The sequence below is a fragment of the Mesorhizobium sp. M1348 genome (assembly GCF_040317925.1).
GTDB lineage: Bacteria > Pseudomonadota > Alphaproteobacteria > Rhizobiales > Rhizobiaceae > Mesorhizobium.
Genome location: NZ_JAMYLH010000012.1, coordinates 22,876 through 46,684 on the forward strand (window position 1 = coordinate 22,876; position 23,809 = coordinate 46,684).

Genomic DNA, 23,809 nt, shown 5'->3' on the forward strand with positions numbered 1-23,809 from the left:
GCCTGCGCGGCAATGCGCCTGATGCCGGCCGTAGAGGGAAACTTAGCCTGTGTCTGGGAGCGGACATCGGGATTAAACATGCTGGAGGTTTTGGTCGCACCTCATCTCACGTCGTGAAGCGAAAGTAGCTTCCGGTAGCAGCCGACACTCGCGCTCTCCGCACGCTAGTGAGCTGCAGGGCTGAGTTGATCGCCGAGACGCTTCAGCTCAGCTCGGTTAGTCGCTTATTCTCGAGATAAGCGCGCCATCTGCGGGTGAGTTTGCCGCGACGGAGTTGATATATACCCGGCAAAGCGACTGGTGCGCCTTCGACGACCGCATTGTAGTCCGACAGGAGTAGCAGCAGGTCCGGCTCTGTGTAGCCACGTGCGGCCGCACTTTCGACGCGTTGGAGGACATCATCGATAGCGCCGGCGGCGTTCTTGTGTGCGATCATCGTGCCGACTGTATCGGACGAAAGCAGAAAAACTAGGGCCGCCACCAGCACGCGCGCAAGTGAGACCTGTGCGTCGGTGGACATCGAAGACATAGCATGCCAGAGCGTGAAGCCCATCAGAAGCGCAACCGCAACCAGCACGAGGCACATCGCTTGGGCACTCGCGCGCTGCAAGTCGCGCGTCCAATATGCTGATTCTTCAATCAACTCGGCCAGGCGGAAATAACTCGGCTCTGCGCGGCTCGCAAAGTAGCTTTCCTCGCGCACCATTGGCTTGTTTTCGATGGGTGCGGTGAAGCCGTCAAAGATTCTAAGCCGCTGCTCTGCCGAGAACCGTGCATTGAGACCGCTTGCCAAGAGCACCGCCCGGCGCGCTTGGTCGCCAGCCGAGCGGTGCTTCCGCTGCCTGCTGCCCAGCAAGAGCCAAAAGCCGGCAAGCCCGAAGCCGATGAGCGCGAAGTTGAGAAGGGTGGCGTTGTCACTGGAATAGACTGAGATTGCGGCGATGGCCGCAACACCAAGTTGGGCGGCAAGTGCCAGGTTCTGGTATGCCTGCGCACGGTTCAGCTCCGCACGCTGATGGGTCAGCAGGCGGTCATTACTAAACGCCCCCGCTGCATTACGCAGAACCTCGGCGACAAAGCTAGACTTGCCTCGAGTGTAGGCCTTGGCGTCGGTCGGATACGCCTGCGCAAGGCGTTGCTTGAGAGCGGCATAGCGGCTCGCTAGGTCTGGATCGCCGGACAACTCGTCGCGAAATACAATCATGTCCTGTCCCCAAGAGTTGCCGTTGGGAACCAGGTGAAGGTGAAAGGGCGTGACGGGATCGGGTTTCACAAGAAAAATGCGCGGTGGGTTATCGCAACTCTCCTCCTCGACATAGCCCGCTGCTTTCAGCGTTGCGGCGACTTGTTGTGCTTCTGACCAGTCGAGAAGGGAGACCAGGAGGTCAATGCACGGCTTGCCCATAAGACCGCGGATCGCCGTAGATCCTACATGATCAATAAATGCTCGCGCCGGTGCAATGACAGCGCGGATCGCCTCCGCCTCGCCGGCACAACGCGAGGCCCATTCTTCGTCGTGCGCGACAATGCGTACCTTATCATGCGCAGCCATTTTCTCTCCACGCATGGCAGAATCAAACACCCTGGATCTTGTACTGCTCGACCACATTACCATGGACGCCATGATACGTGTTCGGCTTGGTCACGGCACGCGGGCTACGCATCGGTTTCTCGCAATCTATCCAAAAAGCATTCGTCCCCGTATGAGAGTTAAATTCTCATTTTAACTCTCGGTCATGTAGAGCAGATTATCTCTTTCTTGTTCGCAAACCCGTGCGGCATTCCTTGGCTTTCCGTACCTCTCGTTCCGCCAATGAGAGCCAGTCGGGAACGTGAGCGTTTCGACAGCCGTTGGGGACTAGCACATATCAAGGGGGGCAGTGTGAAACTTGTAAATGACTTCAAAAACTTTCTATCCGATACCGTCAATCTCAATCAAACCCGTATTACACTGCTAGAGGACCGAGCGGAGACGATTAATAGCTTTCTTCGAGAATCCGACTGGGAACCGACAATCTCCACCTTCATCGAGCAGGGCTCGTGGGCGCACGACACAATCATCCGCCCGGTGGATGGCGGAGAATTCGACGCCGATCTGCTCGTCAGGGTTCGGCCGGTCGATGGCTGGAGTGCCGCTCAATACGTGAAGGACCTGGGGCGCGTTTTCCTTGAGAGCGGACGATATGCCGACAAGACAGTCGTTTATGATTACTGCGTCACGATCACCTATGCGGACGATTGTAAGATAGATATCGCTCCGTTAGTGATGGATCGCGAGTATCAAGGAACGCTCGAGGTCTGCGACAAGCGCAACGACAAATTCGACGAATCCCAGCCCATCGAATACACTCGATGGATCCGCGAGAAGAACGGGTACTCGGGCAATAACTCGTTTCGCAAGGCGACCCGGCTCATCAAATACATCCGGGACATCAAGAAGCGTTTCAGCTGCCAGTCGGTTCTTTTAACGACTCTCATTGGTCACCGAATCGAGTGGTTCGACAAGGATTCGGACGCGTTCGCGGACACGCCAAGTGCGTTGCAGACAATCATGCGTAGGCTCGACGACTGGCTGCAGGCACGGCCAGACAAGCCGGAAGTCAACAACCCTTCGCTCCCCACCCAGGATTTTGCCGACCTATGGAACGATACCCAGTACGCGAACTTCCGAAACTTCGTGAACAAGTACCGGTTATGGATCGATGAAGCGATCGATGCCGAGACCCGCTCTGACAGCATCGAAAAATGGCGCAAGGTCTTCGGCGACGATTTTGCAAAGGGAGAGAACGTAAAGAAGACCGAGGCTTCTGCGATGCAGCGAACGAGTGCGCTTCTCATGGAAGGGGCAGCCCACCTCGATAGCCTAGTCGACAACGTAATCGACTTTGGTATCAGCATCCTTCCATTGTGGTTCCGAACGCCAACCCACCTCCAGGTCCCGCGTTGGGAGCCCGCCGAACACGTTTCTCGGAACGTCCAGGTCTTCGCCGAATATCGCGCGTCCCAGTATTCTGCCAAGGGATATCCGATCAATTCAGGCGAGGCGTTACCCCCGCGGGGTGGTCTCTGGTTCGACGTTCGTGTCAACAAGTTCCAGACGGTGCCGGCTGACTGCTACGTGCGGTGGCGCATCACCAATACCGGGGCAGTGGCGATGGCCCTCAAGAAAGGGCGGGGCGGCTTCGAGAAGCCTACCGACGGTGACCGTCGCTGGGAAGCGCTCGAATATCGTGGCGTCCACATGGCGGAAGCATTTATCATCCGTAGAAGCGATGATCGGCTCGTTGGTTTCAGCGAGCCGTTCTACGCTGTGATCAAGTAGGTTGAGGGAAGGGAGCTATCGATGCCCAGGCTAGATACGGTAGGTGGCAACTACTACAAGCCCCTCGAGTGGGCCGAAGCTGTCGGATCTGGACTGTTCTGGGTAGTTTCGATCCTCTCGATTGCGGCGCTTTTCGCCGATAAGGTGGCCTATCCGATTGTCTACGATATCGTGCAGATCGTCTTCATCGTTTGCGTGCTGCTGTTCTTTTTTCAGGGACAGATCCAGAAGCTCTATCTCTTTCCTCGTGCCGAAGACGAACGCCGGCAGGAATTGCTGTCGAACAGTTACGGCGTGATGCTGACGCATGAAGAGACAGTCGGCTACTACAATAATGACCAGACAAACCCGTTGAAGCGCCTCGCGGCGTCGGTCATGGAAAGCACGTTCTTCACGCGCGAGATTGTTCGAAAGATGCTCGTCGGACAGCGAACGAAGACCGCAGGTTACCTCGTGATCTACTTCGTCGCCGTCCTGAATCGCTCCACGAATCTCGAAGTCCTTGCTGTCGCGGCTCAGGCGGTCTTCAGTGAGGATATCATCGCCCGGTGGCTCCGGATGGAATGGCTCCGTATCCGCAGCGAGCAGGTTTTCAATAATCTAACTCGACTGTTCACAGGAAAGCAGGCCTTCTCGCGACCCGCAGCTCAATCGCAGGCGATCGACTTTTTTTCGTTCTATGAGACGACGAAATCTACGGCCGCGATCCTTCTCTCATCTAGGCTGTTTCATAAGCACAACGCCCGCCTGACGAAGGAATGGGATCAGATTCGCGGTCGTCTCGGAATCTGAGGCAAACATGGTCACAACTATATCGGAGGGCTTTCGCCAATTCAGAACGAACCTTGAAATCACAAGTCTTCAGGAAAGCACTACGTCCAGCCGTCAGCAGAACGTGCGGGACACGGTCGCCGAAGATTTCGAAGTTCTCGAATCCTTTCTGACCGGATCCTATCGCCGAAACACGATGATCGCACCCCTCACGACGGCAGACATCGACGTCTTCATCGTGCTCGATCCGAAATACTACACGGACCAAAGCCAGCATGCACTGCTGTCATCCGTGATGACGACACTCAAGAAGAGGTATCCGAAGACACCGAAAATAAAGCCCGACGGCCAAGCGGTGACCATCACCTTCACGGATTTCAAGGTCGATGTCGTTCCGGGCTTTTATCGAACTGGCGGTGGGTTTCTTATTCCCGACTCGCACCTGAAGAGATGGATCCCCACGGATCCGAAGAAGCACGTCGACTTGTGGTCCGCGTCCAACAAAGCTCACCACGGCTCACTCGTGCCACTGATCAAGATGCTGAAGTGCTGGAACCGCGAGAAGGGAGATCTCTTCCGCTCCTTTCATCTGGAGGTCCTAGTGCGCCATGTTCTGAAGGACGTCACTATCACCGACTATCCGAGCGGCGCTCGATGGGCATTCGACAAAATGAGGGACAAGGTCTGGACCAAGATTGCCGATCCCGCCGGCTACAGCGACGACGTCGCTTCCTATCTCGCTAAGTCCGAGGCCGACAGGATGATCGCCGCTCTCGACCAGGCATATCGGCGGGCCCGTACTGCGGAAAACTACTCGAACCAGGGATATGCGAAGCTGGCGATCGACGAATGGCGGTCGATTTTTGCTGACTATTTCCCCGCATACGGATGAGGCGACCACACTCGAAGAACGAAAAACGGGCAGCAGTCTTAAGCCTCGGGCTGGTTGCATGTTAGTTTCCAACAAACCAACTCGGAAGTCGCTGCTCGACCAGGGGAAACTTGATGGATGAGGAAGCCGCCCAGGAGAGCGCGCTACAGAGACGCCTAGGCAAGCTGCTGGCCGAAGCGTATGATGAAGTCGTATCTGCCATTCTTTCTAAGCTTGAGGGTGGCGGCAAACCATCCCAGGTGAGCAGATATCCGACCTTCTCGCTGCATAACAACGGCATGGCATCGTTGGGCGATGGCGCTTGGACGGGGGTGGGTCCGCTAGAATATGCTTCACTGCTCGAACCTCCCTACAACGACCCTGAGGCGCGTCAGTTAGGCAGGTTCCCACCCATTCGTTTCCCTGCAGTGGCGAGGCTGGCAGCGTTCGCCCTTGAATACCCCGAAATCGCCCGCATTCCCCCGACGGGATCCGACGCGGAAAATCCGTTAGCAAGGGTCGCTATCGACCTTCTAGTCGCGCGGGCTGCGGATGTTCATTTTCTTCGCTTCGGCGCGGCCCCCGCGACGGGCGCGACCCGCGATGTCGTTCTGAAGCCGCTTTTCAAAGGATTGTTTGACTCGCGCCTGAAGCTTGCGGTGCTCGCACCGGTCGCACTCGTCCGGTTCGACTTCGACCGGGTGCGCCTCGGACCCTCTGCCTATATCATGCGGATGTCGCCAGATTTGCAACGAGCGCGATGGGAGATGAAGGCCTACGGCGCTAACGGTCATGACCAAGTGCTCGCGGCCGCGACCCATGCTTTCGTGCTTACCGGATGGGACGTTCCGAACGGCAATTGGATCGAGCTTAGCCAGACACTATCGAACTTCAGCTCGGAAGCACGCGAGCGCATCGATGCGCTATTCGCTGCGCTCCGGCTCGAGACCGGGATCGAGACTGGATATGCGCAGGAAATCCGGCTTGCGAGGGGCTGGCGTCACCGGCATAATTATGGGCTGCCCAATGTTTATGCCGTTGGCGCACGCCGCTATCCCGAGGTGTTCGACGATTTTGGTTGGAACCGTGCGGACCTACCCCTCGTCAGCAAGGCGCAGATGCGCAAGGTCGCATGCCTTCTTGAAGCATTGGAAAGTTCAACAGGCGAAAGGCTTGCCTTGGCCACCCGTCGCCTGAACACGGCAATGACGCGCAGTGACCTCGCCGACGCAATTCTCGACGCCACAATCGCTCTTGAGGTTTTACTTGGCGACGGAGACGGGCAGGCGATCTCGTGGAAGCTCCGGATGCGCGCAGCCGCGTTGGCAGGTATCGAGGGAGGTCAAGCTGGTGCGAAAGCCATGAGTGACGCGATCGCGGTGGTCTATTCGACCCGATCAGCCATTGTCCATGGCACTCGGCGACGAATTGGCGCTGCCGACGCACATGCAGAACGGGATTTGGCGGCGAAGGACCTGGCGCTCGATGCATTGCGTGGCCTGCTTAAGATCCTCATCCGCCGACCTGAGTTTCTCGATCCACGTCGTATCGACGGCGATCTGTTGATGGCACCGCCGTGCATCACAACTAGCACCTAGACCATCGGACCGATGTCAGTTCCCAAGCGCCATCACTACGTGCCGCAGATGATTCTGAATGGCTTCACAGACTCGGATGGCTGGCTGCACTGGTGCCGCCTCTGCGAACGACCCGTCACGGTCCGCCGCGCAAGACCTCTTGAACTGTTCCATCAGAATCATCTGTACAGCACGCTTTCTGAAACCGGGGCCAAGGATCCGGCAATGGAGCACGCTCTTTCAGTTCTTGAGAGCGAGGCTGTTGGAGTCGTGCAATCCATTCTGGTGCCGGCACGGGAGGGCCGGCTTCCCGTCCTTACATCCGAGCAAAAGCGCCTCTGGTACATATTCTTTCTAACCCAGTGGCGACGCAGTCCTGAGACCCAACGAGCCAACGTCTCCGATGCTGAAGCACTGCGAATGGTTGAGGATACACTCGACGAGCTCCGCCAAGCCGCACCCCATCGACTTGACGAAATCGAAGCGCTCGCGACGGCCGATGCCAAGGCTCGAACAGTACGCAACGTTCGAGTTCAGACAATCGGACAACCGAGTGCAGAGGTTATGCGCGTGCTCGAGCGACGTGGCATCGCCATACTGCGCATCGTCCAGCCGAAGAAAAGCTTCATCGTCGGCAGCCGGCCAGTCGTGAAACTAACCGCGCCCAATCGCACCGATCTTAACGATCCGACGGTCGAGATGTGGCTCCCGATCGCGTCAGACGTTGCCGTGGGAGCAGGACAAGGCGACGGAAAGATAAGTCTTCACGATACGGTCGATGAACGCCCAGTGCGGCAGCTCAACATTGCGATCGCAGGCCAGAGTGGCACCATCGCTGCCGGTTCAGCAGCGCTGGTCAAATCCATAGCCAATGCTCGGTGAACAAATCCGAATATCCGAGGGCTCGCGGGTAAGGCCGACCTCGCGCTTCTATATGGACGGCGGCCACGAGTACCACCCGGATTTCGTGCACGCAGCAGATCAGCAGTTGGCAGGCTGACTTTCGATCGAAGGTAACCCGCAGGCCTTCTTCAATCAGCTGAGCACGATCAGTGTGCCGGTGACGATGCAACGCAACCCAACGTACCCGAAATTAATGTTGGTGTTCGGCCGCCGCGCCGAATACGCGGAGAGCGAACTGCGGCGCAGCCGTATTGACACCGAAGAGCGCGACGATTCAAGATTATCACGTTCGACACCCTCGCGGAGGGTCTATATGGCAAGCGCACATTGTGGTTCGGCGTCCGGCGCGCCGAGTTCATGGATCTTCAGAATGAGGAAGTTCGTTGACGATAATCTCTTTATCTGGGCCGATCCACGTATGCTAACCGTCAGCGAAGGGCTATACGAAAAGCTCGAGGCGGTCGGGGGCAAGAACAAGCCTTCGCCCTTCCCTACAACAGGATGCGGCCATCTTATGGGCAATATCCATCCGGATGCGCTGAAGGCGAGGATGCGCCGCCGAACGGCCGCACCCGCGACGGCGGGCTGACGGACCATGGCCGACCAAGAGCCGACTGCTGCCGAAGATAATAAGCCTGTGCAGGTGGCGCCCAAGCGCCAGGAAGCCGCTGAGACCGAGAGCAACGGCCACGCGGAGAGCACTGTATCAGAAGGGTTCATCACGGTCGCCGACCTGCCGCGCGGCCTCTACGACCATGAGGGGCACGAATCCGTGCGAGACCGCGGGCGGCGGCGGTATCACCCGTTTGCCTATGATTTCGACTCCACTTCGATGAGTCTTGACGATCCGAGCGAGCACTGGGAGGAGAAAGGGAAGGCGCTCCATATCGAGAACCGCAACAAGGCGATTGAGAGGCTCAAGGCCGAGTACGGCGAACGCCGCCATGCGCAAGTGATCCAGGACACTAAGGACCTTGGCGCAAAGGCGTTCTCCATCGTCAGTTATCATAACCTGATGCATGAACAGGCGCGCCGCGCCTTTGTATCAGGGCTCTACTTCCCAGCCTTGGTCGCTGCGTGCGCCCTCGGCGAGCGCATCCTGAATCACCTCATCCTGGACCTTCGGGATCACTACAAAGCGTCGCCGTACTACCGCCGTGTTTATCGCAGCGAGTCTTTCGATGACTGGCGGTTCGCCGTGCGCGTGCTGGAAGACTGGGGCGTGCTCTTGCCTGATGTTGGGATGGCTTTCATGGAGCTGGCGACGCTGCGCAACCGCTCTGTCCACTTTAATCCCGCGACCTACTCCACAATGCGGGAGGACGCTCTATCGGCATTGAAAACGCTCGGCCGCATCATCCAACTGCAGTTTGGCGGGTTCGGCCGGCAACCATGGTTTGTCGAAAACACGCCCGGCGCGCAGTTCATCAAGCGGACATACGAGGACGTTCCCTTCGTTAAGACTTATATCGTGCCCTTGAGCGGATTTGTCGGCGTAGAATACGGCATGAACCTCACGGAACGGGGTTGGCGTCATCTCGACTACCATGACTATGGTCCGGGCGATGTCGACGACTCCGAGTATGCGCGTCTCTACCGTGAGCGGGATCACAGCAAAGTCGTAACGCGCGAGATGGTGGAGCGCGCTGCACGAGCGCAGGCAACGGCCGCGGCCGAGGAAGGGGCGGAAAGCGCCCGCTCCGAAGGCGTCGCGCCCCAGGCATATCTCCACAGCGATCGGTTCCGCCGCGATTTGGCGCTTCGGAGTTGAGCCCGAAATCGCTGCGCATGCGCAGCGAAGCGAATTGACATTATTACGGGCAATGACCGCTATCGGGGTTTCGGTATTTCGAGTACGAGCGGCGGAAAGGGCGTCGGTTGGTTATGGGCAGCTTTCCATCAACCGCGACCGAAACCGGACGGACCGCAGTCGACCCCCTTCCAGTCATTCATAATGTCCGCCGGAGCTGCGAAGAGCCAGGGCTATTGACCTCGAAGGACACACAACGCGCCTCTCCATGTTCGCCTTTTGTGCTTCGAAAGTCGCATAAAATGGCAGACTGGAACTCAACGGCGGCTCATTGGTTTTGCGGGTTCAGCTCGTGGAAAAGGTCCGTCGGCCTTCCCTGAATGCCGGTTTCCGCATCGCCTACCTCGATTTCGTCGATGACCGCCGGACAGGCGAGGCGGAGCCGTATCTCGCCCGAGAGCACATTCGCGCGCATGATTTCGACGAACGCGCCTATCTTTTCATCCGCAGTGAGAAACCTGCGTTTGACGGATGCAGTGGTGCTACGCTTGTGGAGCCCGGGGCGTCTCTATGCGGCAATCCTTCATCGTGAGCCGATGCTATTGTGCAAGTTTCGCAGCACTGCGGGTGGCGATATCGCCCAAGACAGCATGAAGAAGCGTTCCAACTTCCTGTTCGGCGACCCCGGGTGCAATTCCTGATTCGGACAGTTGAACGAGAATTGCCTTGGCGGTGTTGCGCCAGAAGGCGTTCGCGTCCTTCCCGTTCTTGGATTCCAGGACCCGGGCGATCCCTTCGACCAACTTCCGCCGCCGATGCAGCGGAAACGCGCTTATGTTTGAATCACACATCGATCACCTCACCCCTTCAGTCGCGCGAATAAGCATTGGCGGGTGAGAAAATTTGGTTAACAGCGCTTTTGGACAATGGTCAGCAATGGAATAAAGCGTCTACCCAACAAGCCAAGAGGTGTGCCACGTGTTGATGATCGGCGCGTGCTGAACGGCCATCTTCTGGGTGCTGCGCTCCGGTGCTCCATGGCGCGACCTGCCTCAGCGCTATGGCCCGCGCACCACCTGTTGCAACCGCTTCGTCCGATGGCGAAAAGCAGGTGTGTGGCTGCGCAGTAACGAGTCTACGGCCTAAGGTTTGCGGAGCCTCACGCCGGCGCGGCTGCCGTTCTCCGGGATGAACTCGACGCCGGCGGCCTAGAGGGCGATGCGCAAGGCAGCAACGGTTCGCTCTTGTGTGGAGCCCTGTCGGGCCGCGACATCTACTTAATGTCTATTTTAGACAGTCGCCGCGACCATAACTTTTGATAACAGGTCAGGGTCGCGGGATGCCGAGCCGCTTGAAATACCGGGTTACGTCCGGATGCTCGCGATCGTCCCGCCTCAACCGCGCAAGCGCGTCATCATCGCCGGCGAGCGCCATAGCCAAACCGGGAGCGCTTATTCTCCTTTTCTGCGGCCCGCCGTTTCGCCCGACCTCAGGGAACGATATCGCCCCCCATGTATTAGAAACCCATGGACACTATGGAACCCCACGGCCACGGGATGGCGGCCGATCTTTTGACATCGGAAGTTGCCAATGCCAGGCAGCGCATCCACCGGACCGAGCTCGCGCTTCAACGCACTGAAGAAATGCTGGCGGAAAATCTCGCGCTGTGCAGCAGGATACGAACTGCGGTCGAGGCCGCAGACCGCTTGGTGAAGATCGATCCCCCCAGCTTTGAAGGACGTCGCGCGGGTTGAACTGGGCCGGCGTTTCATTCGCCTTGCGGCACCCTGCCGCAAGAGCCTGCCCGTTGGCATCACAGCGTGAGCAAACATTGGACAGAAGCATTCCAACGTCCACGATGTGCAACGCCGACGCTAGATAGACACGAATTTCAGTTCAAAGAGCGAGGTTAATGCTGCGGCAAACGAAGGGGGCACGGGGTGTCTTCGCGCGAGCCAGTTATCCGATCTCCCGCTCAGAAATTTCTACCAAATATTCCGACCTCCTGATGGAACCCATTCGTTGCGGGCGAGTTGCGGCTGATTGGGACGGACTTCCCGAACATGACAACGAGCAACAAAGCAGACCATCAGTCTGTCTCCGAAGCGTTTCGGAAACTGATCCGTTCCGAAGGCTATCGTCATCACGTACAAACGTTCTTAAATCTGGAGGTCGAACCAGAACTGCCGCCAACCCTACAGTCATTACTTGCGGCTATTGATCGGGCCAAACAGGGGCCGACGGAAGAAGTCCCTTAGCGGGCTGACTGAGCGTCAAAGCGGAAGAGTACAGAGGCTCGCTCCGTACTTTTTTCTCTGGTTCCCGCTCAGAAATTCCGCCAAACATTTCTTCTTGATTTTTCCCGATAGAGGGTAATGAATATCCCCTTGGGTTCTCGCTGAGGTGGGAGGCCTTGTATGAACGTTTGGACGAACTGCCGACCCGACAAAGCGACTGCCAAACACCTTGTTCACGAGCTGATCCTACAAGCCCGTCGCGGCCAAATCATCTCCGTCAAAGAGACTATCGCAGCGGTGCGCCGAGACGGGCCACATCTGGCGGAAACTGACTGCGAGCTGGTGGAGGTTATTGTCAATGTTGCCCCAGCCTTTGGCCTGTTCGTCGGGTTCGATCTTCGCGAATAGCCTCATGGCAACCCATTGGTTCTCGCCTGCGGTGTACGTCAGGACAGACCGACCTGGGATTGTGGGAGAAAGGCGGCTCGAGGCGCGTCAATAGGATCGTGGAGGAGCATGAGGGTCTTCGCGAGCCGGTGTCCGATCCCCACCACAGAAATTCTACAAACATTCCTGACTGTCGCGGCCCAGCGCCGTACCAATTTGTACAATTCGTACATGGCCTTGATGCCGCTCAGGTAGGGAGTAGAGTACGCTTCGGCGTGTCCCTGGGGAGGGCTGGATGAGCGTCGCGCGAAGGGTCGGTCCGCTTCTAGAGCAAGCAATCACTGTACTCCTCAACAGGGCGGACCGTGGCGACACGGTCTCGATAAAAGCGGCACTACGCGAAACGCGGGAGACTGCGCCTTATTTGGTGGCCTCCGATGAAGAACTGACCGAGGCGATCGTCGAGGCAGCAACTGCCATGGGCCTCTGCGTGGCTTTCGACTGTGGCGAGTAGCTGTCAGCCACTTCAGTCACTGTGGCATCGCAACAAAGCGCGCCGTCCTGCGCTATTTTCCCATTTTCAACAGTTAGAGGTAATCCGCAATTACCTTCGCAACGTGCTAAATCTGCCTGTAGAACGGGAACTGCCGGCTGAGCAAAGGTAATTGCTGGAGGAACTTGATAGGGCCGACAAAGAGTGACGTATGGCTCTCCACTGGTTCAACCCTCCGGTCCCGGTCAAGACCGAGCGTCTCGGGATCATCCGCAACGTCAACAACGCCGAGGCAGCCGGCGAGGAGCTGATGAAGTGGACCAAGCGTGGCCCTTGCTGGGACCTCGCGGTGCGCGTTTGCATGACCGTGATTTTCGACGAGATGGAAGCTGAGGAGGCCCGCAAGGCATTCCTGGCTGCGGCAAAAGAGGAGGGGACATTACTCCCCCCAATGACAACCAGCTAAATTGGATTGCGGTATAAGGTTCTAGGTGTCTCAGACTGAAACCGCCTTCGCGAAAGGAGCCCGCCGCCAAGCATGGAGATGAGAGGCGACGGACCCCCCCACAGCGGCTGCACATCCACGAAGTAATCCCGCTGCCGCCTCTAAACCCGCGAGGGCCTACATCGTTCCCTTAGCTGCAGCTAAAGCGGGGTTGGTCGGCGGGCTCTTGCCGCTCTAAGTTCCCTCTTATGGGTCCCCTCTGGTTCGCTCCCCCGGTCTACGTGAAGACGAAACGTCCGGGCATTCGCAATGGGGTCAGCCACGTCGAGGGAGCCGCCGAGGAACTCCTGGCATGGGACACAAAGGGCCCGAGGTGGACGAAGGCGGTCCAATCCTGCGTCGACGCGTTCGAGGGCAGGATGTCCCCCATGAGGTGCGTGAAGCTTTGAGGCGGCTGCCAAGGAGGCCAACGTGTATCTCTCCCCTGAGTAGGAGGTATCATGGCGCCCATCTGGTTCGTCGCTCCGGTGTTCGTGAAGACTGAAACCGGTGTCAGGCATGGCTGCAACGCTGCAACAATGCGAAGGAAGCCCTTGAGCAGCTCAAGATGTGGACCCGGCGAGGGCCTCACTGGCATAAGGCGGTGACCCTCTGCCTGTCAGCCTTGGAGGGCGATTCGATTGACCCCCACATAATACGAAAGGCCTTTGAGGCTGCCGCCAAGGAGGCCAAGATGTATCTCTCCCCTGAGTAGCAGTTGTCGTGGCAACCCATTGGTTCTCCCCTCCTGTGTACGTCAGGACCGACCGACCTGGGGTCAGCTACGGGAGCAACAACGTCGAGGGTGCCGCCGAGGAACTCATGAAGTGGACCAAGATGGGACCTAAGTGGAGGAAGGCTGTGCAACTGTGCGCCGACGCCCTTCAGGACCGTGTGACTCCGGAAGAGGTCCGTCAGGCTTTCGAGGCTGCTGCCAAGGAGGAGGGGGTGCTCCGTGAGTAGCAGGCCGGTGCCCATGGCTATGTTGGGAAGGACCCGTTAGGCTGTCTAATGCTGACCAAGTCCGCGCTGCTCGAAATAGACCCGGATACGAGAGCATTCACTCTGGTTGGCGCATTCATGGGCCATTTTGCACTTCTTGAAACTGGCATCGGAGCTGCTCTGGGCGAGGTAGTTGGCGTCAATGGGGCACGTCGAGTAGTCATCAATTGAAACATGGGGTTCGACGAGAAGATCAAAACCGTACGCACAGGGGACCGGAACCGGAAATCTCGGGCTTCTAAAGCCGATGGCAGAAAGCGGATATCCTGTGGCGGCATTTGAGGGCACGTTCCTGCTCTTGATTATTGCCAGTGAGCTGTGCGCGCAAATCGGGAAATGGAAGGGCCGGAGGTAGGAAGCACAGCCTCAGGCCGAGGCGCTAATCAAGCGGGTCGGCAATGATCGCGAAAAGCTCAATACGCCCTGCAGCGAAACTAAAGAAGTAGTCGCGCGTTGGACGGCGGATAACGCTATTTCGTCTCTGAGTATGGTTTAGGTCAGAGTGGTCAAGCCAACGTCGCATAAGGCAATCGATGGGTCGAGCGCTAGTCGAGCGAAGTCGCCCGCTCGTGACGAGGTCACTTTAGCGCCGCCTGCTTTCCGGCCGCTCCAGCTCGCAACGCTCGTGGACACGGTCCCTGCCGGCGATCGTTGGATCCATGAGATGAAATACGACGGCTATCGTATTCTCGTTGCCGTCGGCGGTGGCGAGGCGCGAGCCTACACACGATCTGGTCTGGACTGGTCTAGCCGTTTTCCCTCGATCCTCTCCGAGGCTCGCGAGCTCAAGGTGCGCTCCGCCTTGATCGACGGCGAGGCCGTGGTTGTCGATGCGGAAGGAAGATCTAACTTCCAGGCGCTTCAGAATGCATTGAAGGGTGCCCCGGCGACTATCGACTTTTATGCGTTCGATCTGCTGCAGCTCGACGGCGAAGATCTGACAAGGCTTCCTCTTCTTGAGCGCAAGGCGAAGCTGGAGGCGATCTTGCCTGCGAAAAATCCGGTCCTTCGTTACTCCGACCATATCCTCGGCCGCGGAGAAGAGCTGCTCGATCGCTTCTGCGCAGCCGGCCTTGAGGGCGTCATCTCAAAACTCGCGGATTCGAGTTATGTGGCGGCCCGCGGCGCAAGCTGGCTGAAGATCAAATGCATCAGGCGGCAGGAATTTGTGATTGTCGGCTGGACGCCGTCCGACAAGGTCCGCGCGTTTCGGTCCTTGATCCTTGGCGTTCATGACGGCGGCAAGCTGCGTTACGCCGGGAAAGTCGGCACCGGCTTCGATACCGCTGAACTTCTTCGTCTCTTGAAGGTCATGGCGCCGCTTGAGCAGAAGGCCGCGACCGTCGACGCACCGCGCGCCGAAGTGCGCGGCGCACACTGGCTCCGTCCGAAACTGGTCGCTGAGATTGCCTTCACCGAAATGACAAATGAAGGGACGTTACGACATCCGAGCTATCTTGGTCTCCGCGAAGACAAGAAGCCGGAGGCGGTCGTGCTCGAGACGGAACGTCATGCAGCCGATCTCGCCGCGTCTGCGACAACCGCCATCGCGATAAGTAACCGTGACCGCGTCATCTATCCGGAGTCCAACATCACCAAGGGACAGCTCGCCGACCATTACGCAGCGGTCGCGGCGATCATGCTTCCTTGGGTTGGCAGCCGGCCGATCAGTCTGGTTCGATGCCCACAGGGCCGCGGGAAGAAGTGCTTCTTCCAAAAACACGACGCCGGCAGCTTTGGCGACAAAGTCCACCACGTCGGCATCACGGAGAAGGACGGGCACGAGGAACCATATCTCTATGTCGACGATGCCGACGGACTGATGACTTGCGTCCAGATGGGAACGATCGAGCTGCATGGATGGGGGGCTCGGATCGAGGATGTCGAAAAGGCCGACCGCCTCGTGTTCGACCTCGACCCCGATGAAGGCCTCGATTTTGAGGCCGTCCGCGCCGCTGCCTTTCAGTTCCGCGCTATCCTTAAATCGCTGGGGCTTACGACTTTCCCGATGCTGACGGGAGGCAAAGGAGTGCACGTCATCGCGCCGCTCACCCCTGACGCCGAGTGGCCAGAGGTGAAGGACTTCGCGTCTCGCCTGGCGCAGGCGGTCGCCCGGAGCGATCCGGCCCATTTCACGGCCGTGTTGTCAAAGGCGCGCCGCAAGGGTCGCATCTTTGTGGACTATCTACGCAATCAGCGCGGGGCGACCGCGATCATGCCCTACAGCGCAAGATCACGTCCGGACGCTCCTGTCGCGGCACCGATCACGTGGGCGGAGATGAAGACAATAGATGCGCCCTCTCATTTCCACGTGGGCGATGCTCCTGAATTGAAGAAACGCGCAGCCTCCAAAGCTCTGGCTGGATGGGGTCGCGCTGACCAATCCTTGCCCAATCTGTAGCGTCCGACGCGTGAACAGGCAGTAAAGCCGGGGTTCAAAGGGCAACGGGGCGCTCATGGCCTTGCCTGATTGGAACCTGCGGAGATCGGCCTCGTTTGGCTGAAGCCATAGCAAAAATCGATCCGAGGACCGTCGCCAGTCTTTTGAGGGAATACGCACAACGGGCGTCTATGCGCGGCGACAATCCCTATCGCATAAAGGCATACTTGCGCGCGGCAGACAGTCTGACGGCACTGTCGCAGCCGCTTGATCGGATCATCGCCGCCGGCGCCCTCACCAGGATCCCGGGGATCGGTGACGCGATCGCAGACATCGTGACCAAGCTTTACCAAACCGGCACGCACCCGAGCCTTGAGAGGCTGCGCGAGGATGTTCCAGCGGGCGTGATGGAGCTGTTTGCCATACCCGGGCTTCGTCCCGATAAGATACTGAAGCTTCATCAGGCGCTCGGCGTGAATTCGCTGGCGGAGCTCGAGGCCGCAGCAAGAGAAGACCGCATACGCCCAGTCGAAGGCCTCGGCGCCGCGCTTCAGACAAAACTCCTGCAGAACCTGGCCATCGTGCGAAGCGGCGAAACGCAACTTCACCTGCACAAGGCCGCCGCTCTTCTCGAACATGCGATCATATCGGTGAAGCAACAGCATCCAGAGTTTTCGCGCGTCGAAATTGCAGGTGACTTCCGGGCGGTTGCGAGCTCGTTTCCGACTTCGCCCTGGTAGCGCAGGGCAGAAAGTCGACTGGAATCGAGGATACGACCCTCAGGCTTGTTGTCACGGACAGGAAGCACTTTGGCGCGAACCTGCTCGAAGCAACCGGTTCGGCAGACCACCTTGAGCAACTGAAGACGTTCGCGGCCGACAAGGGATTCACCCTAAACGCCGACGGGCTTCATCGCGGGAGAAAGCTGATCGCGTCAGCGACAGAACAAGAAATCTACCAAGCTCTAGACTTGCAGTTTATCGAGCCTGAATTGCGCGAAGGCAGGGACGAGATTGAGAGAGCGGCAAAGCAGAAGCTACCCGCCCTCGTTCGGGATGAAGATCTGCATGGCATCCTGCATTCTCACACGACCGCATCCGACGGCAACGAAACGCTTGGGGCAATGGCTGAAGCCACGCGCAAGCGCGGTTTCGAATACTATGGTGTGGCAGATCATTCTCAGTCCGCCCACTACGCAGGCGGCCTTTCGTTGCAGGAGATTGCTGAACAGCACCGCGAAGCTGACCGGCTGAACAAGGCATACAATGGAAAATTTCGCATACTGAAGGGCATCGAAGCGGACATCCTGGCGGATGGCTCGCTCGATTACCCGAATCATATCTTGGAGCACTTTGATTTCGTCGTCGCGAGCGTGCACAGCCGCTTCAAGTTGCCGAAGAAAGAGCAGACGGAGCGTATCATTGAGGCGATCGGAAATCCTCGGACGACAATCATCGGGCACATGACCGGTCGCCAGCTGTTGCGCCGGCCCGGTTATGATCTCGACATCGACAAGGTCCTCAAAGCGTGTGCGAAATACGGCGTTGCCGTCGAAATCAACGCACATCCGTGGCGACTCGACCTCGACTGGCGCTGGCATCAAAAGGCACTCGATCAGGGCTGCATCTTCAGCATCAATCCGGACGCTCATTCGATCCGCGAGCTCGATCACATGCATTGGGGTGTCGAGATGGCGCGCAAGGGCGGTGTCCCTGCGAAGCGGGTCCTGAACGCGATGCGTTTGACGGCCCTCCTTGCGCATCTCGCACTGCGCAGGCAAACGTCCTAACCTGCTTGTGCGCCCGCCCTATCAGCGCAGGAGTCCGTCATTCTCAAAATCTTCCCAGCCGCGCAAACTGGAGTGCGAGTTCTCATGGGGCCCATAACCAGCTGAAGCTGCAGTTCCGCGACCGCTTCTTTGAGCGCGTTTCATAGCGGCCCTCCCAGCGGCTCGCCGCCTATTCTCTGCAGCTGTCGCTGCGTCCTGTTCGCGCCAGACCGTAACCAGGTCGCGGTCAAGCACATCTTCCACGTGCTGAGGGTCGAACACGTGAAAGGTGATGTTCCTTGCCCGCCCGCGGAGTTTCACCGTTTTCGTCCCGGCGCTCTGCAAGCGACCATCTTTCAACCAGCGGTGCCGTTCGGCCGTCGAGATCGTCAGAATGTCCTCGATTTCACGAGGGATTACGGGCAAGTCTTCGATATTCTGCAGTGCTTTGGATACGATCCCGAATACCACCTGCACATCGTTCTCGGCGCCCTCAGACAGGCGCAGGGTAAGCACGCGGGACTCGATATTGAGCAATTTCCTGAACTCCGTTGGAAGGCGGGCGCGTATTTCGAGAAAAATACCCCTCGCTCTGACGGACGATCCAAACGTTGCAGCCGGGGTCAAAGGCCACTCTCCAATCAGCTTCGCTGTTGCATTGATTTTACGGCGCGTGGACATGCCCCTTTATATAGGTCCCCGATAGTCGGCAGCGATGAGCCGATCGCAAAGCCAACATGAGTTCTAATCCGCCAGCGGTCTGAACCACGATGCCCAAAGGCGCAACCACGATTGTGAGCGGGGCCGTTTGCAACTTCGGCTAACAGGAAACGGCAGAGTTGATCTCGAAGTGCGATATCAGGCGCGTCGCCGCCTGGCGGCTTTTTGGGGGCCGTTTGCTGTCCGTCCGGTTATTGCCGAGGGACCAGTTAAAGCCGCCGTTCGGCTCACGACCTCTTCGCGGAATACAAGGCAAGTTCAGATCCCGCGGAAGTCGACATTGAACTGCCTCTCCGTTTACACGTTTGGCAAATGTTGCGAATGGAGGGAGTTGCATGTTTGAAGGTTTCTCGCTGGAGCAGATCACTTCCGGAAGCGACGCTCAGAGTGCGGGTTGGTGGAAGGGGCCACCGCTTCCTGATGCTGCACGGTCATCCTCGCACCCATGCCACTTGGCATCGCGTGGCGCCGATTTTGGCTGAGGAATACACCGTAATTTGCCCTGGTTTTCGGTGCTCGCCCTTGCGGTGTGTCGCAACACAATCAGCGCGTCCGGTTTGCCGTGAACAGATCTTGCTGATGCACCAGTTCGTCCGCGACGGGCTGACGGAGGCGGCGTGTGCCATTCGGGTGGATGGCCGAAAATAACCCCACCTCTGCATGACGCGAATTGTCCCAGCCCGGGTAGGCCGTTATCGGGTACAGGCAAATACCCTCGAATCGATGCTCCGACACCCATAGCGGCACGCACCTCGTCGCGGCATACATAGTGGAGCCAAGCCGGCCCGCCGGATCCCTCTGAGCCGGTCTCGGCAATGAACATCGGCTTACCGTACCGATGAGCAACCTCGAGCAACATTTCCGACAAAGCGCGGTACTCATGGTGTCCCATCGATATCGTCGGCCCGTTTATTTACCATTGATTGGGCGGCTAGAAATTCAGGCCCACGACATCGACAACATCTTCGCTCCCGCCCAACTCAGGTTCGACGCGGCCCAGCAACATGTCGTAAGCTTCGAACTGCCCCTGACGGGCGTTTTCGGCCCGACCCCGTTCGCTGCGGGTCCGGTCACGAGGAGCGATTTGGATAAGGGGCTCGGCCCAGACAAATCTGCAGGCGGAGTCGATCTCCCGCATTGCACGAACACCCGCGATGGCAGCCTTCACGAGATGCCGCTTGAACCATCCACGTTTGTTCGGCCCCACGCGGGAAATAGCCGACCTCAACAGCCCATGCGAAAAAGGAGATCTAGTTGATGGGACACAACAGAGGCGGTGTTCCGGCGATCGAACGCTGTACGCTCACGGCTTCTGCCGCGAACGAGGCATAGGCATCGATGAAATGCAGCGATCGCTGATCGACATGGTCTGGAGATCCGTAATGGAAGATGTCCCAGATAACCTGGACACCTGCCGATCGGGCCGCCTTGACCATTGGCGCCCAACTTGACCAGTCATAGGCGAAGCTTGCGGAACCGGAGCCTCCACCTGGTGCTCGTCCATACGCCCCACTTCGCTCATTCGAAGTCTTCTTTCAGCAGTCGGCTTCGAACTCGGCCGCCTTGTTAGGACCGGGAACCGCGTTGGCGAAATACCGCATCCAATGGGGCGCGCCATCTTCGTTGCTCAGTCCAGCTCGTCCTGGCGCGACCGGGTAATGCCGAACCGATTTGGTCGAGCCTTTGTTCCTGTGGTGGACTGTCCGGAGCTGGGTGGCGAAGGAGGAACAAGGAGGGCCGTGCCAAGTTCGGGGCGATATACCACCGCCGCCGATCGACTCGAGCGGCTGCTCAGCAACAAGAGAGGCACGGGATCACATGACCGTTCAGATTCGACTTTCCGAGATCGACCACGCCAGGCGCGAGGATCGTGGCGACGGCGCTTGGAGCATCGCACCGGACTTGGGCTATTTGCGCCTAGCAATCGTCAATGTCGTGTTCTTCGGCGCACCGGGCAGCGGAGATCGGAACTGGATGCTGATCGATACCGGGTTGCCGACGTCCCGCGGCAGCATTCTTGCGGTCGCGGAAAAGCGGTTTGGCACGAACGCACGGCCGGCCGCGATCATCCTGACCCACGGCCATTTCGACCATGTGGGAACGGTTCTAGACCTCGCGAATAGGTGGGAATCGCGCATCCACTCGAGCGCCCCTATCTGGACGGAACCGCGTCCTATCCGCCACCGGATCCCTGGGTCGGGGGTGGACTGATGGCGCTGCTTTCGCCGCTTTTTCCACGGGGGCCAATTGATCTTGGCAACCGTTTGGAACTCCTACCTGCCGACGGATCGATCCCCGGAATGCCCGGATGGCGATGGCTACACACACCCGGGCACGCTCCTGGGCATATCTCGCTCTGGCGCGAGGAGGACCGCTCGCTGATCGTAGGGGACGCTTTCATCACCACCGGTCAGGAGTCAGTCTATGAGGTCGCCGTTCAGGATCTTGAGATGCACGGTCCGCCGCGCTACTTCACGCCGGACTGGGATGCGGCGGAAAGATCCCTGAAGCACCTGGCTGCCCTGAACCCGCACATGGTCATCAGTGGACACGGTGCGGCTGCTGCGGGAGTGGGCATGCGTCAAGCTCTTGACAGCCTGGCTGAGCGGTTCAGGGTGTTCGCCGTCCCGCCGAAATTGAAATTCGTGCGCGAGCCGGCGGCAGTCCTAGGTAGCTGAGGCTAACTGAGCCGCCGTCGTTCTGAAGTATGATCAAGTTGGGCAGACTCTGTCTCTCGACCCGGTAGAGTTACCCGTCGGGTCGCGCTTTCCATCGTCGCGACAAACTCTGACAAGCGGAACAAACCCGGGAGGCGCCGGGTTAGGGTCGCTCGATCGGCGCAGGGCGACTGCGGCCAAGCGCCCCGAAGTTCTGCGTCAGGAGAAGACGTCAGATGGAAAACGAGTACCCGAAGGACGCGTCCTCTCCGCCCGCGAGCCGACCGGCAATAAGTTGTTCGAGTCCACACGCGTCGGCATCCGCCAAGACTTGGCTTTGATTCGCTCATCGGCCAAAACCGTGGAGGAGACCAAATGGCAAATCTGGGAAGATTGGCGATCGCGATGCTTGGCGTTCTGGCATACCAAAACCGCGACAAGCTCTGTGAATTGATTCCGGGAGCGGGGTATCTTAACCCAAACGACCCGCAACGCAGAATTCTGGCTCAGATAACGAATGGCGTGTCGAGGGCTGACCTTGGTGAGATCCTCGACCGGTTCAGGGAGGTGGGGGCAGGATCGAAGGTCGACTCGTGGGTTGGCAGCGGGCCAAACCAACCGATTGAGCCAAGGGACGTCCAAGCGGCAATGGACGAAGGTACACTCACGTCCATTTCGATGCAGACGGGTCTTTCGCGCGAGGAGCTAATCAAAAGGATTGCGCGGGATCTACCCGAGACAGTCAACGAGATGACGCCGAATGGTGAATGGCCGCCTGAGCCGACACATGGCTTGGATAAGTCGACCCTGCTCGACAATGTATCCTAGGGGACACAGCCAGGAATGCAGCCGGCCAAGGCGAGATCCAGGGTGGCAACTCTACACCGGGGGACGCTCCTGCGCGATCGCCTTCATCCGCTCGCGAACCAAGGATCTGTTTCGAGCGCGCCGAACGCGCAACTGGCCGCCATCCTGAAAATGCGGCACCGCTGCATCGCGGCGCCCTCGCTCGCGTATATCGGTGAGTGGAAGAAGGCGCGTTCCTGGCTGGCCAGAGCGCTGGCGATCGATCCGGACGACTTCGTGACGCAGTACAACGCCGCTTGCATGTATTCCGTGCTCGGGGAAGTGGAGGAAGCGGTGCGGTACCTGGAAAGAGCCGTCGGAGGAAGCGTGAGTCAGAACCTATTGGAACGAATCCCGTCACGAAGTCGATTTCGACGCCATTCGCGATCACCCGCGGTTCGTGCAGCTTCTTAGTTCACTTGGCTTGTGACGCACAGCTGTACTTGCACAAGCTTCGGCCTGCCTAGCAGCCGCGTTCGGTTTGGGTGGCGGATTCAACTGATCGCAGCAACACACGAGTCTGTCTGAAAGATGGAGTGTGAGCCATGAAGCAGCGAAGTCGCATCTGCTACTCGGCCGCTCAGCGCCTGAGATTTGGGTTCGATGGCAGGCGGGCGAGTCGATGAGCTCGATCGGACGACGATTCGATCGGGAGTCTTCATCGGTCCGTTCTTGCCGCCGCGCCTGGGCCTTGCACTGGCGGGCTGCCGGCCTTGCCTGTCGCCGGTGGTGTTTTCCCGCACATTTTGCTGCTGCCGCTGCTTGTGCTGCTCACCTGGCCGCTCGCCATGGGCAAGTATTTCGCCCCGGCATCGTCTCTGTGGGGTTTGCTTCGTCGGCAAAGGACATCGCCAGCCTGGCCCTCACAGCTGCGGTCGATCGCGGCCGAATCGGCATTGATGCTGGCCGACGCGCTGGCCGGCGGCCGCTTCACCCGCCACAATGATCTGTTGCTGCCTGCCGGCATTATTGCCGGGGCCGGCGACCGGTTGTTCGATATGAAAGCCGAGGCTCTTAGACTACAATCGGAGATTCCTAGTTCGTTTGTCGATATCATCCCGCAGGCCGGCCACATGGTCCACCACACCGCACCGCACCGCTAGCTGTTCTCGCCATGGTGGACAGGGTCGCTGCCGCGGCCAGCATGAAGGAGGCCGGCACTGGCGCGATCCCGAAGAAGTGGAATCGCGATTTTCGGAAAAGATCATGCTCAAAAGCAATAGGTAGAACCCCGTCCCGACTCTATCGGGTGGCGAATCCGATGATTTACTTCACGGCGGCACGCACTTCAGCGAACCGCATCCTGTGCATCCATCCGCGCCGGTTCGGCTAACATCGACGTCGAGGTCCCGTATCTTGGGGATTTGGCCAGGGGAACGGCCCCAATTCCGTGTTCGGCTTCTGCCTCTCTTTGTGGCTGCCAGCATCTAGTCGTCTGCAAATCGAGGCCACGGACTGACAAGCACCCCCGCACTACAAGGAGCTGGCGGTCGGAGAACAAATGTAGACATGTCGCACCATCCTTGCGGGTACGGCTTGCGATGCATACTGACGGTCGAGGGCTTAATGTAACCAAATCAACGGCTCGGCGTTTCGGTCAGCGCCGTTGCAATGAGCGAAGCCATAACCTCTGTCACGAGC

The 23,809-nt window shown here is 58.6% G+C and carries 23 protein-coding genes and 4 pseudogenes; 23 read left to right on the forward strand and 4 right to left on the reverse strand.

The window, feature by feature from the left end; all coding sequences use genetic code 11:
- Positions 1-202 precede the first annotated feature (202 nt).
- Positions 203-1,552, reverse strand: coding sequence for a GrpB family protein (locus NKH13_RS20130; RefSeq protein ID WP_352566846.1), 1,350 nt, complete (start codon positions 1,550-1,552; stop codon positions 203-205).
- Between the two features lie 330 nt (positions 1,553-1,882).
- Between NKH13_RS20130 and NKH13_RS20135 the strand changes: the two genes are divergently transcribed.
- From NKH13_RS20135 to NKH13_RS20165, 7 genes are all read left to right on the forward strand, one after another.
- A complete protein-coding gene (locus tag NKH13_RS20135; RefSeq protein ID WP_352566845.1) occupies positions 1,883-3,322 on the forward strand; it encodes an SMODS domain-containing nucleotidyltransferase in 1,440 nt (479 codons plus the stop codon).
- Between the two features lie 21 nt (positions 3,323-3,343).
- A complete protein-coding gene (locus NKH13_RS20140) occupies positions 3,344-4,114 on the forward strand; it encodes a hypothetical protein (protein ID WP_352484889.1) in 771 nt (256 codons plus the stop codon).
- 7 nt (positions 4,115-4,121) lie between these two features.
- A complete protein-coding gene (locus NKH13_RS20145; RefSeq protein ID WP_352566843.1) occupies positions 4,122-4,985 on the forward strand; it encodes a CBASS oligonucleotide cyclase in 864 nt (287 codons plus the stop codon).
- Between the two features lie 113 nt (positions 4,986-5,098).
- On the forward strand, positions 5,099-6,562 hold the full coding sequence (locus NKH13_RS20150) for a hypothetical protein (protein WP_352618443.1): 1,464 nt from the start codon (positions 5,099-5,101) through the stop codon (positions 6,560-6,562).
- Positions 6,563-6,574: 12 nt separating this feature from the next.
- Positions 6,575-7,423, forward strand: coding sequence for a DUF4238 domain-containing protein (locus NKH13_RS20155; RefSeq protein WP_352566840.1), 849 nt, complete (start codon positions 6,575-6,577; stop codon positions 7,421-7,423).
- 178 nt (positions 7,424-7,601) lie between these two features.
- A complete protein-coding gene (locus NKH13_RS20160) occupies positions 7,602-8,033 on the forward strand; it encodes a hypothetical protein (RefSeq protein ID WP_352566838.1) in 432 nt (143 codons plus the stop codon).
- Between the two features lie 6 nt (positions 8,034-8,039).
- Positions 8,040-9,215, forward strand: a complete 1,176-nt coding sequence (locus tag NKH13_RS20165) for a hypothetical protein (RefSeq protein ID WP_352618446.1) — start codon at positions 8,040-8,042, stop codon at positions 9,213-9,215.
- Between the two features lie 307 nt (positions 9,216-9,522).
- On the opposite strand, the gene NKH13_RS20170 is transcribed toward NKH13_RS20165, so the two are convergent.
- A complete protein-coding gene (locus NKH13_RS20170; protein WP_352913998.1) occupies positions 9,523-9,669 on the reverse strand; it encodes a hypothetical protein in 147 nt (48 codons plus the stop codon).
- A 124-nt stretch (positions 9,670-9,793) separates the two neighbouring features.
- Positions 9,794-10,045, reverse strand: a complete 252-nt coding sequence (locus NKH13_RS20175; protein ID WP_352457909.1) for a DUF6074 family protein — start codon at positions 10,043-10,045, stop codon at positions 9,794-9,796.
- 75 nt (positions 10,046-10,120) lie between these two features.
- Here NKH13_RS20175 and NKH13_RS20180 point away from each other — a divergent pair.
- The 11 genes and pseudogenes from NKH13_RS20180 to NKH13_RS20230 all read left to right on the forward strand — a co-directional run.
- Positions 10,121-10,319 (forward strand): annotated as a pseudogene (locus tag NKH13_RS20180) (transposase); the annotation flags it as partial.
- A gap of 431 nt (positions 10,320-10,750) precedes the next feature.
- Complete coding sequence (locus NKH13_RS20185) at positions 10,751-10,948, forward strand: hypothetical protein (RefSeq protein WP_023722969.1); 198 nt, start codon at positions 10,751-10,753, stop codon at positions 10,946-10,948.
- 663 nt (positions 10,949-11,611) lie between these two features.
- Positions 11,612-11,839: a hypothetical protein gene (locus NKH13_RS20190; RefSeq protein WP_352566832.1), complete on the forward strand. Its 228-nt coding sequence runs from the start codon at positions 11,612-11,614 to the stop codon at positions 11,837-11,839.
- A 274-nt stretch (positions 11,840-12,113) separates the two neighbouring features.
- A complete protein-coding gene (locus tag NKH13_RS20195; RefSeq protein WP_352566830.1) occupies positions 12,114-12,332 on the forward strand; it encodes a hypothetical protein in 219 nt (72 codons plus the stop codon).
- 190 nt (positions 12,333-12,522) lie between these two features.
- Positions 12,523-12,777 carry a DUF982 domain-containing protein gene (locus tag NKH13_RS20200; RefSeq protein WP_352566828.1) on the forward strand — a complete coding sequence of 85 codons (255 nt, stop codon included), beginning with the start codon at positions 12,523-12,525 and terminating at the stop codon, positions 12,775-12,777.
- Between the two features lie 541 nt (positions 12,778-13,318).
- Positions 13,319-13,510 (forward strand): DUF982 domain-containing protein, encoded by a 192-nt coding sequence (locus NKH13_RS20205; protein WP_352566856.1) that lies wholly within the window; start codon positions 13,319-13,321, stop codon positions 13,508-13,510.
- 35 nt (positions 13,511-13,545) lie between these two features.
- Positions 13,546-13,758, forward strand: a complete 213-nt coding sequence (locus NKH13_RS20210) for a DUF982 domain-containing protein (RefSeq protein ID WP_352618455.1) — start codon at positions 13,546-13,548, stop codon at positions 13,756-13,758.
- Between the two features lie 541 nt (positions 13,759-14,299).
- Positions 14,300-16,198 carry a DNA ligase D gene (ligD, locus tag NKH13_RS20215; RefSeq protein ID WP_352914003.1) on the forward strand — a complete coding sequence of 633 codons (1,899 nt, stop codon included), beginning with the start codon at positions 14,300-14,302 and terminating at the stop codon, positions 16,196-16,198.
- Positions 16,199-16,293: 95 nt separating this feature from the next.
- On the forward strand, positions 16,294-16,917 hold the full coding sequence (locus tag NKH13_RS20220) for a helix-hairpin-helix domain-containing protein (RefSeq protein ID WP_352914006.1): 624 nt from the start codon (positions 16,294-16,296) through the stop codon (positions 16,915-16,917).
- A 119-nt stretch (positions 16,918-17,036) separates the two neighbouring features.
- Positions 17,037-17,117, forward strand: a pseudogene (locus NKH13_RS20225) (hypothetical protein); the annotation flags it as partial.
- A gap of 30 nt (positions 17,118-17,147) precedes the next feature.
- Positions 17,148-17,966, forward strand: coding sequence for a PHP domain-containing protein (locus tag NKH13_RS20230; protein ID WP_352914007.1), 819 nt, complete (start codon positions 17,148-17,150; stop codon positions 17,964-17,966).
- Positions 17,967-17,987: 21 nt separating this feature from the next.
- Here NKH13_RS20230 and NKH13_RS20235 read toward each other — a convergent pair whose 3' ends face one another.
- Positions 17,988-18,626 carry a hypothetical protein gene (locus tag NKH13_RS20235; RefSeq protein WP_352914010.1) on the reverse strand — a complete coding sequence of 213 codons (639 nt, stop codon included), beginning with the start codon at positions 18,624-18,626 and terminating at the stop codon, positions 17,988-17,990.
- Positions 18,627-19,000: 374 nt separating this feature from the next.
- On the opposite strand from NKH13_RS20235, the pseudogene NKH13_RS20240 reads away from it, so the two are divergent.
- The 5 genes and pseudogenes from NKH13_RS20240 to NKH13_RS20260 form a co-directional block, all read left to right on the forward strand.
- Positions 19,001-19,178: pseudogene (locus NKH13_RS20240) on the forward strand (alpha/beta fold hydrolase); the annotation flags it as partial.
- Positions 19,179-20,483: 1,305 nt separating this feature from the next.
- Positions 20,484-21,343, forward strand: a pseudogene (locus tag NKH13_RS20245) (MBL fold metallo-hydrolase).
- 354 nt (positions 21,344-21,697) lie between these two features.
- Positions 21,698-22,150, forward strand: coding sequence for a YidB family protein (locus NKH13_RS20250; RefSeq protein WP_502899311.1), 453 nt, complete (start codon positions 21,698-21,700; stop codon positions 22,148-22,150).
- Positions 22,151-22,165: 15 nt separating this feature from the next.
- A complete protein-coding gene (locus NKH13_RS20255; protein ID WP_352914012.1) occupies positions 22,166-22,582 on the forward strand; it encodes a TPR end-of-group domain-containing protein in 417 nt (138 codons plus the stop codon).
- A 332-nt stretch (positions 22,583-22,914) separates the two neighbouring features.
- Complete coding sequence (locus tag NKH13_RS20260) at positions 22,915-23,271, forward strand: alpha/beta hydrolase family protein (RefSeq protein ID WP_352914014.1); 357 nt, start codon at positions 22,915-22,917, stop codon at positions 23,269-23,271.
- The last annotated feature ends 538 nt before the right edge of the window (positions 23,272-23,809 follow it).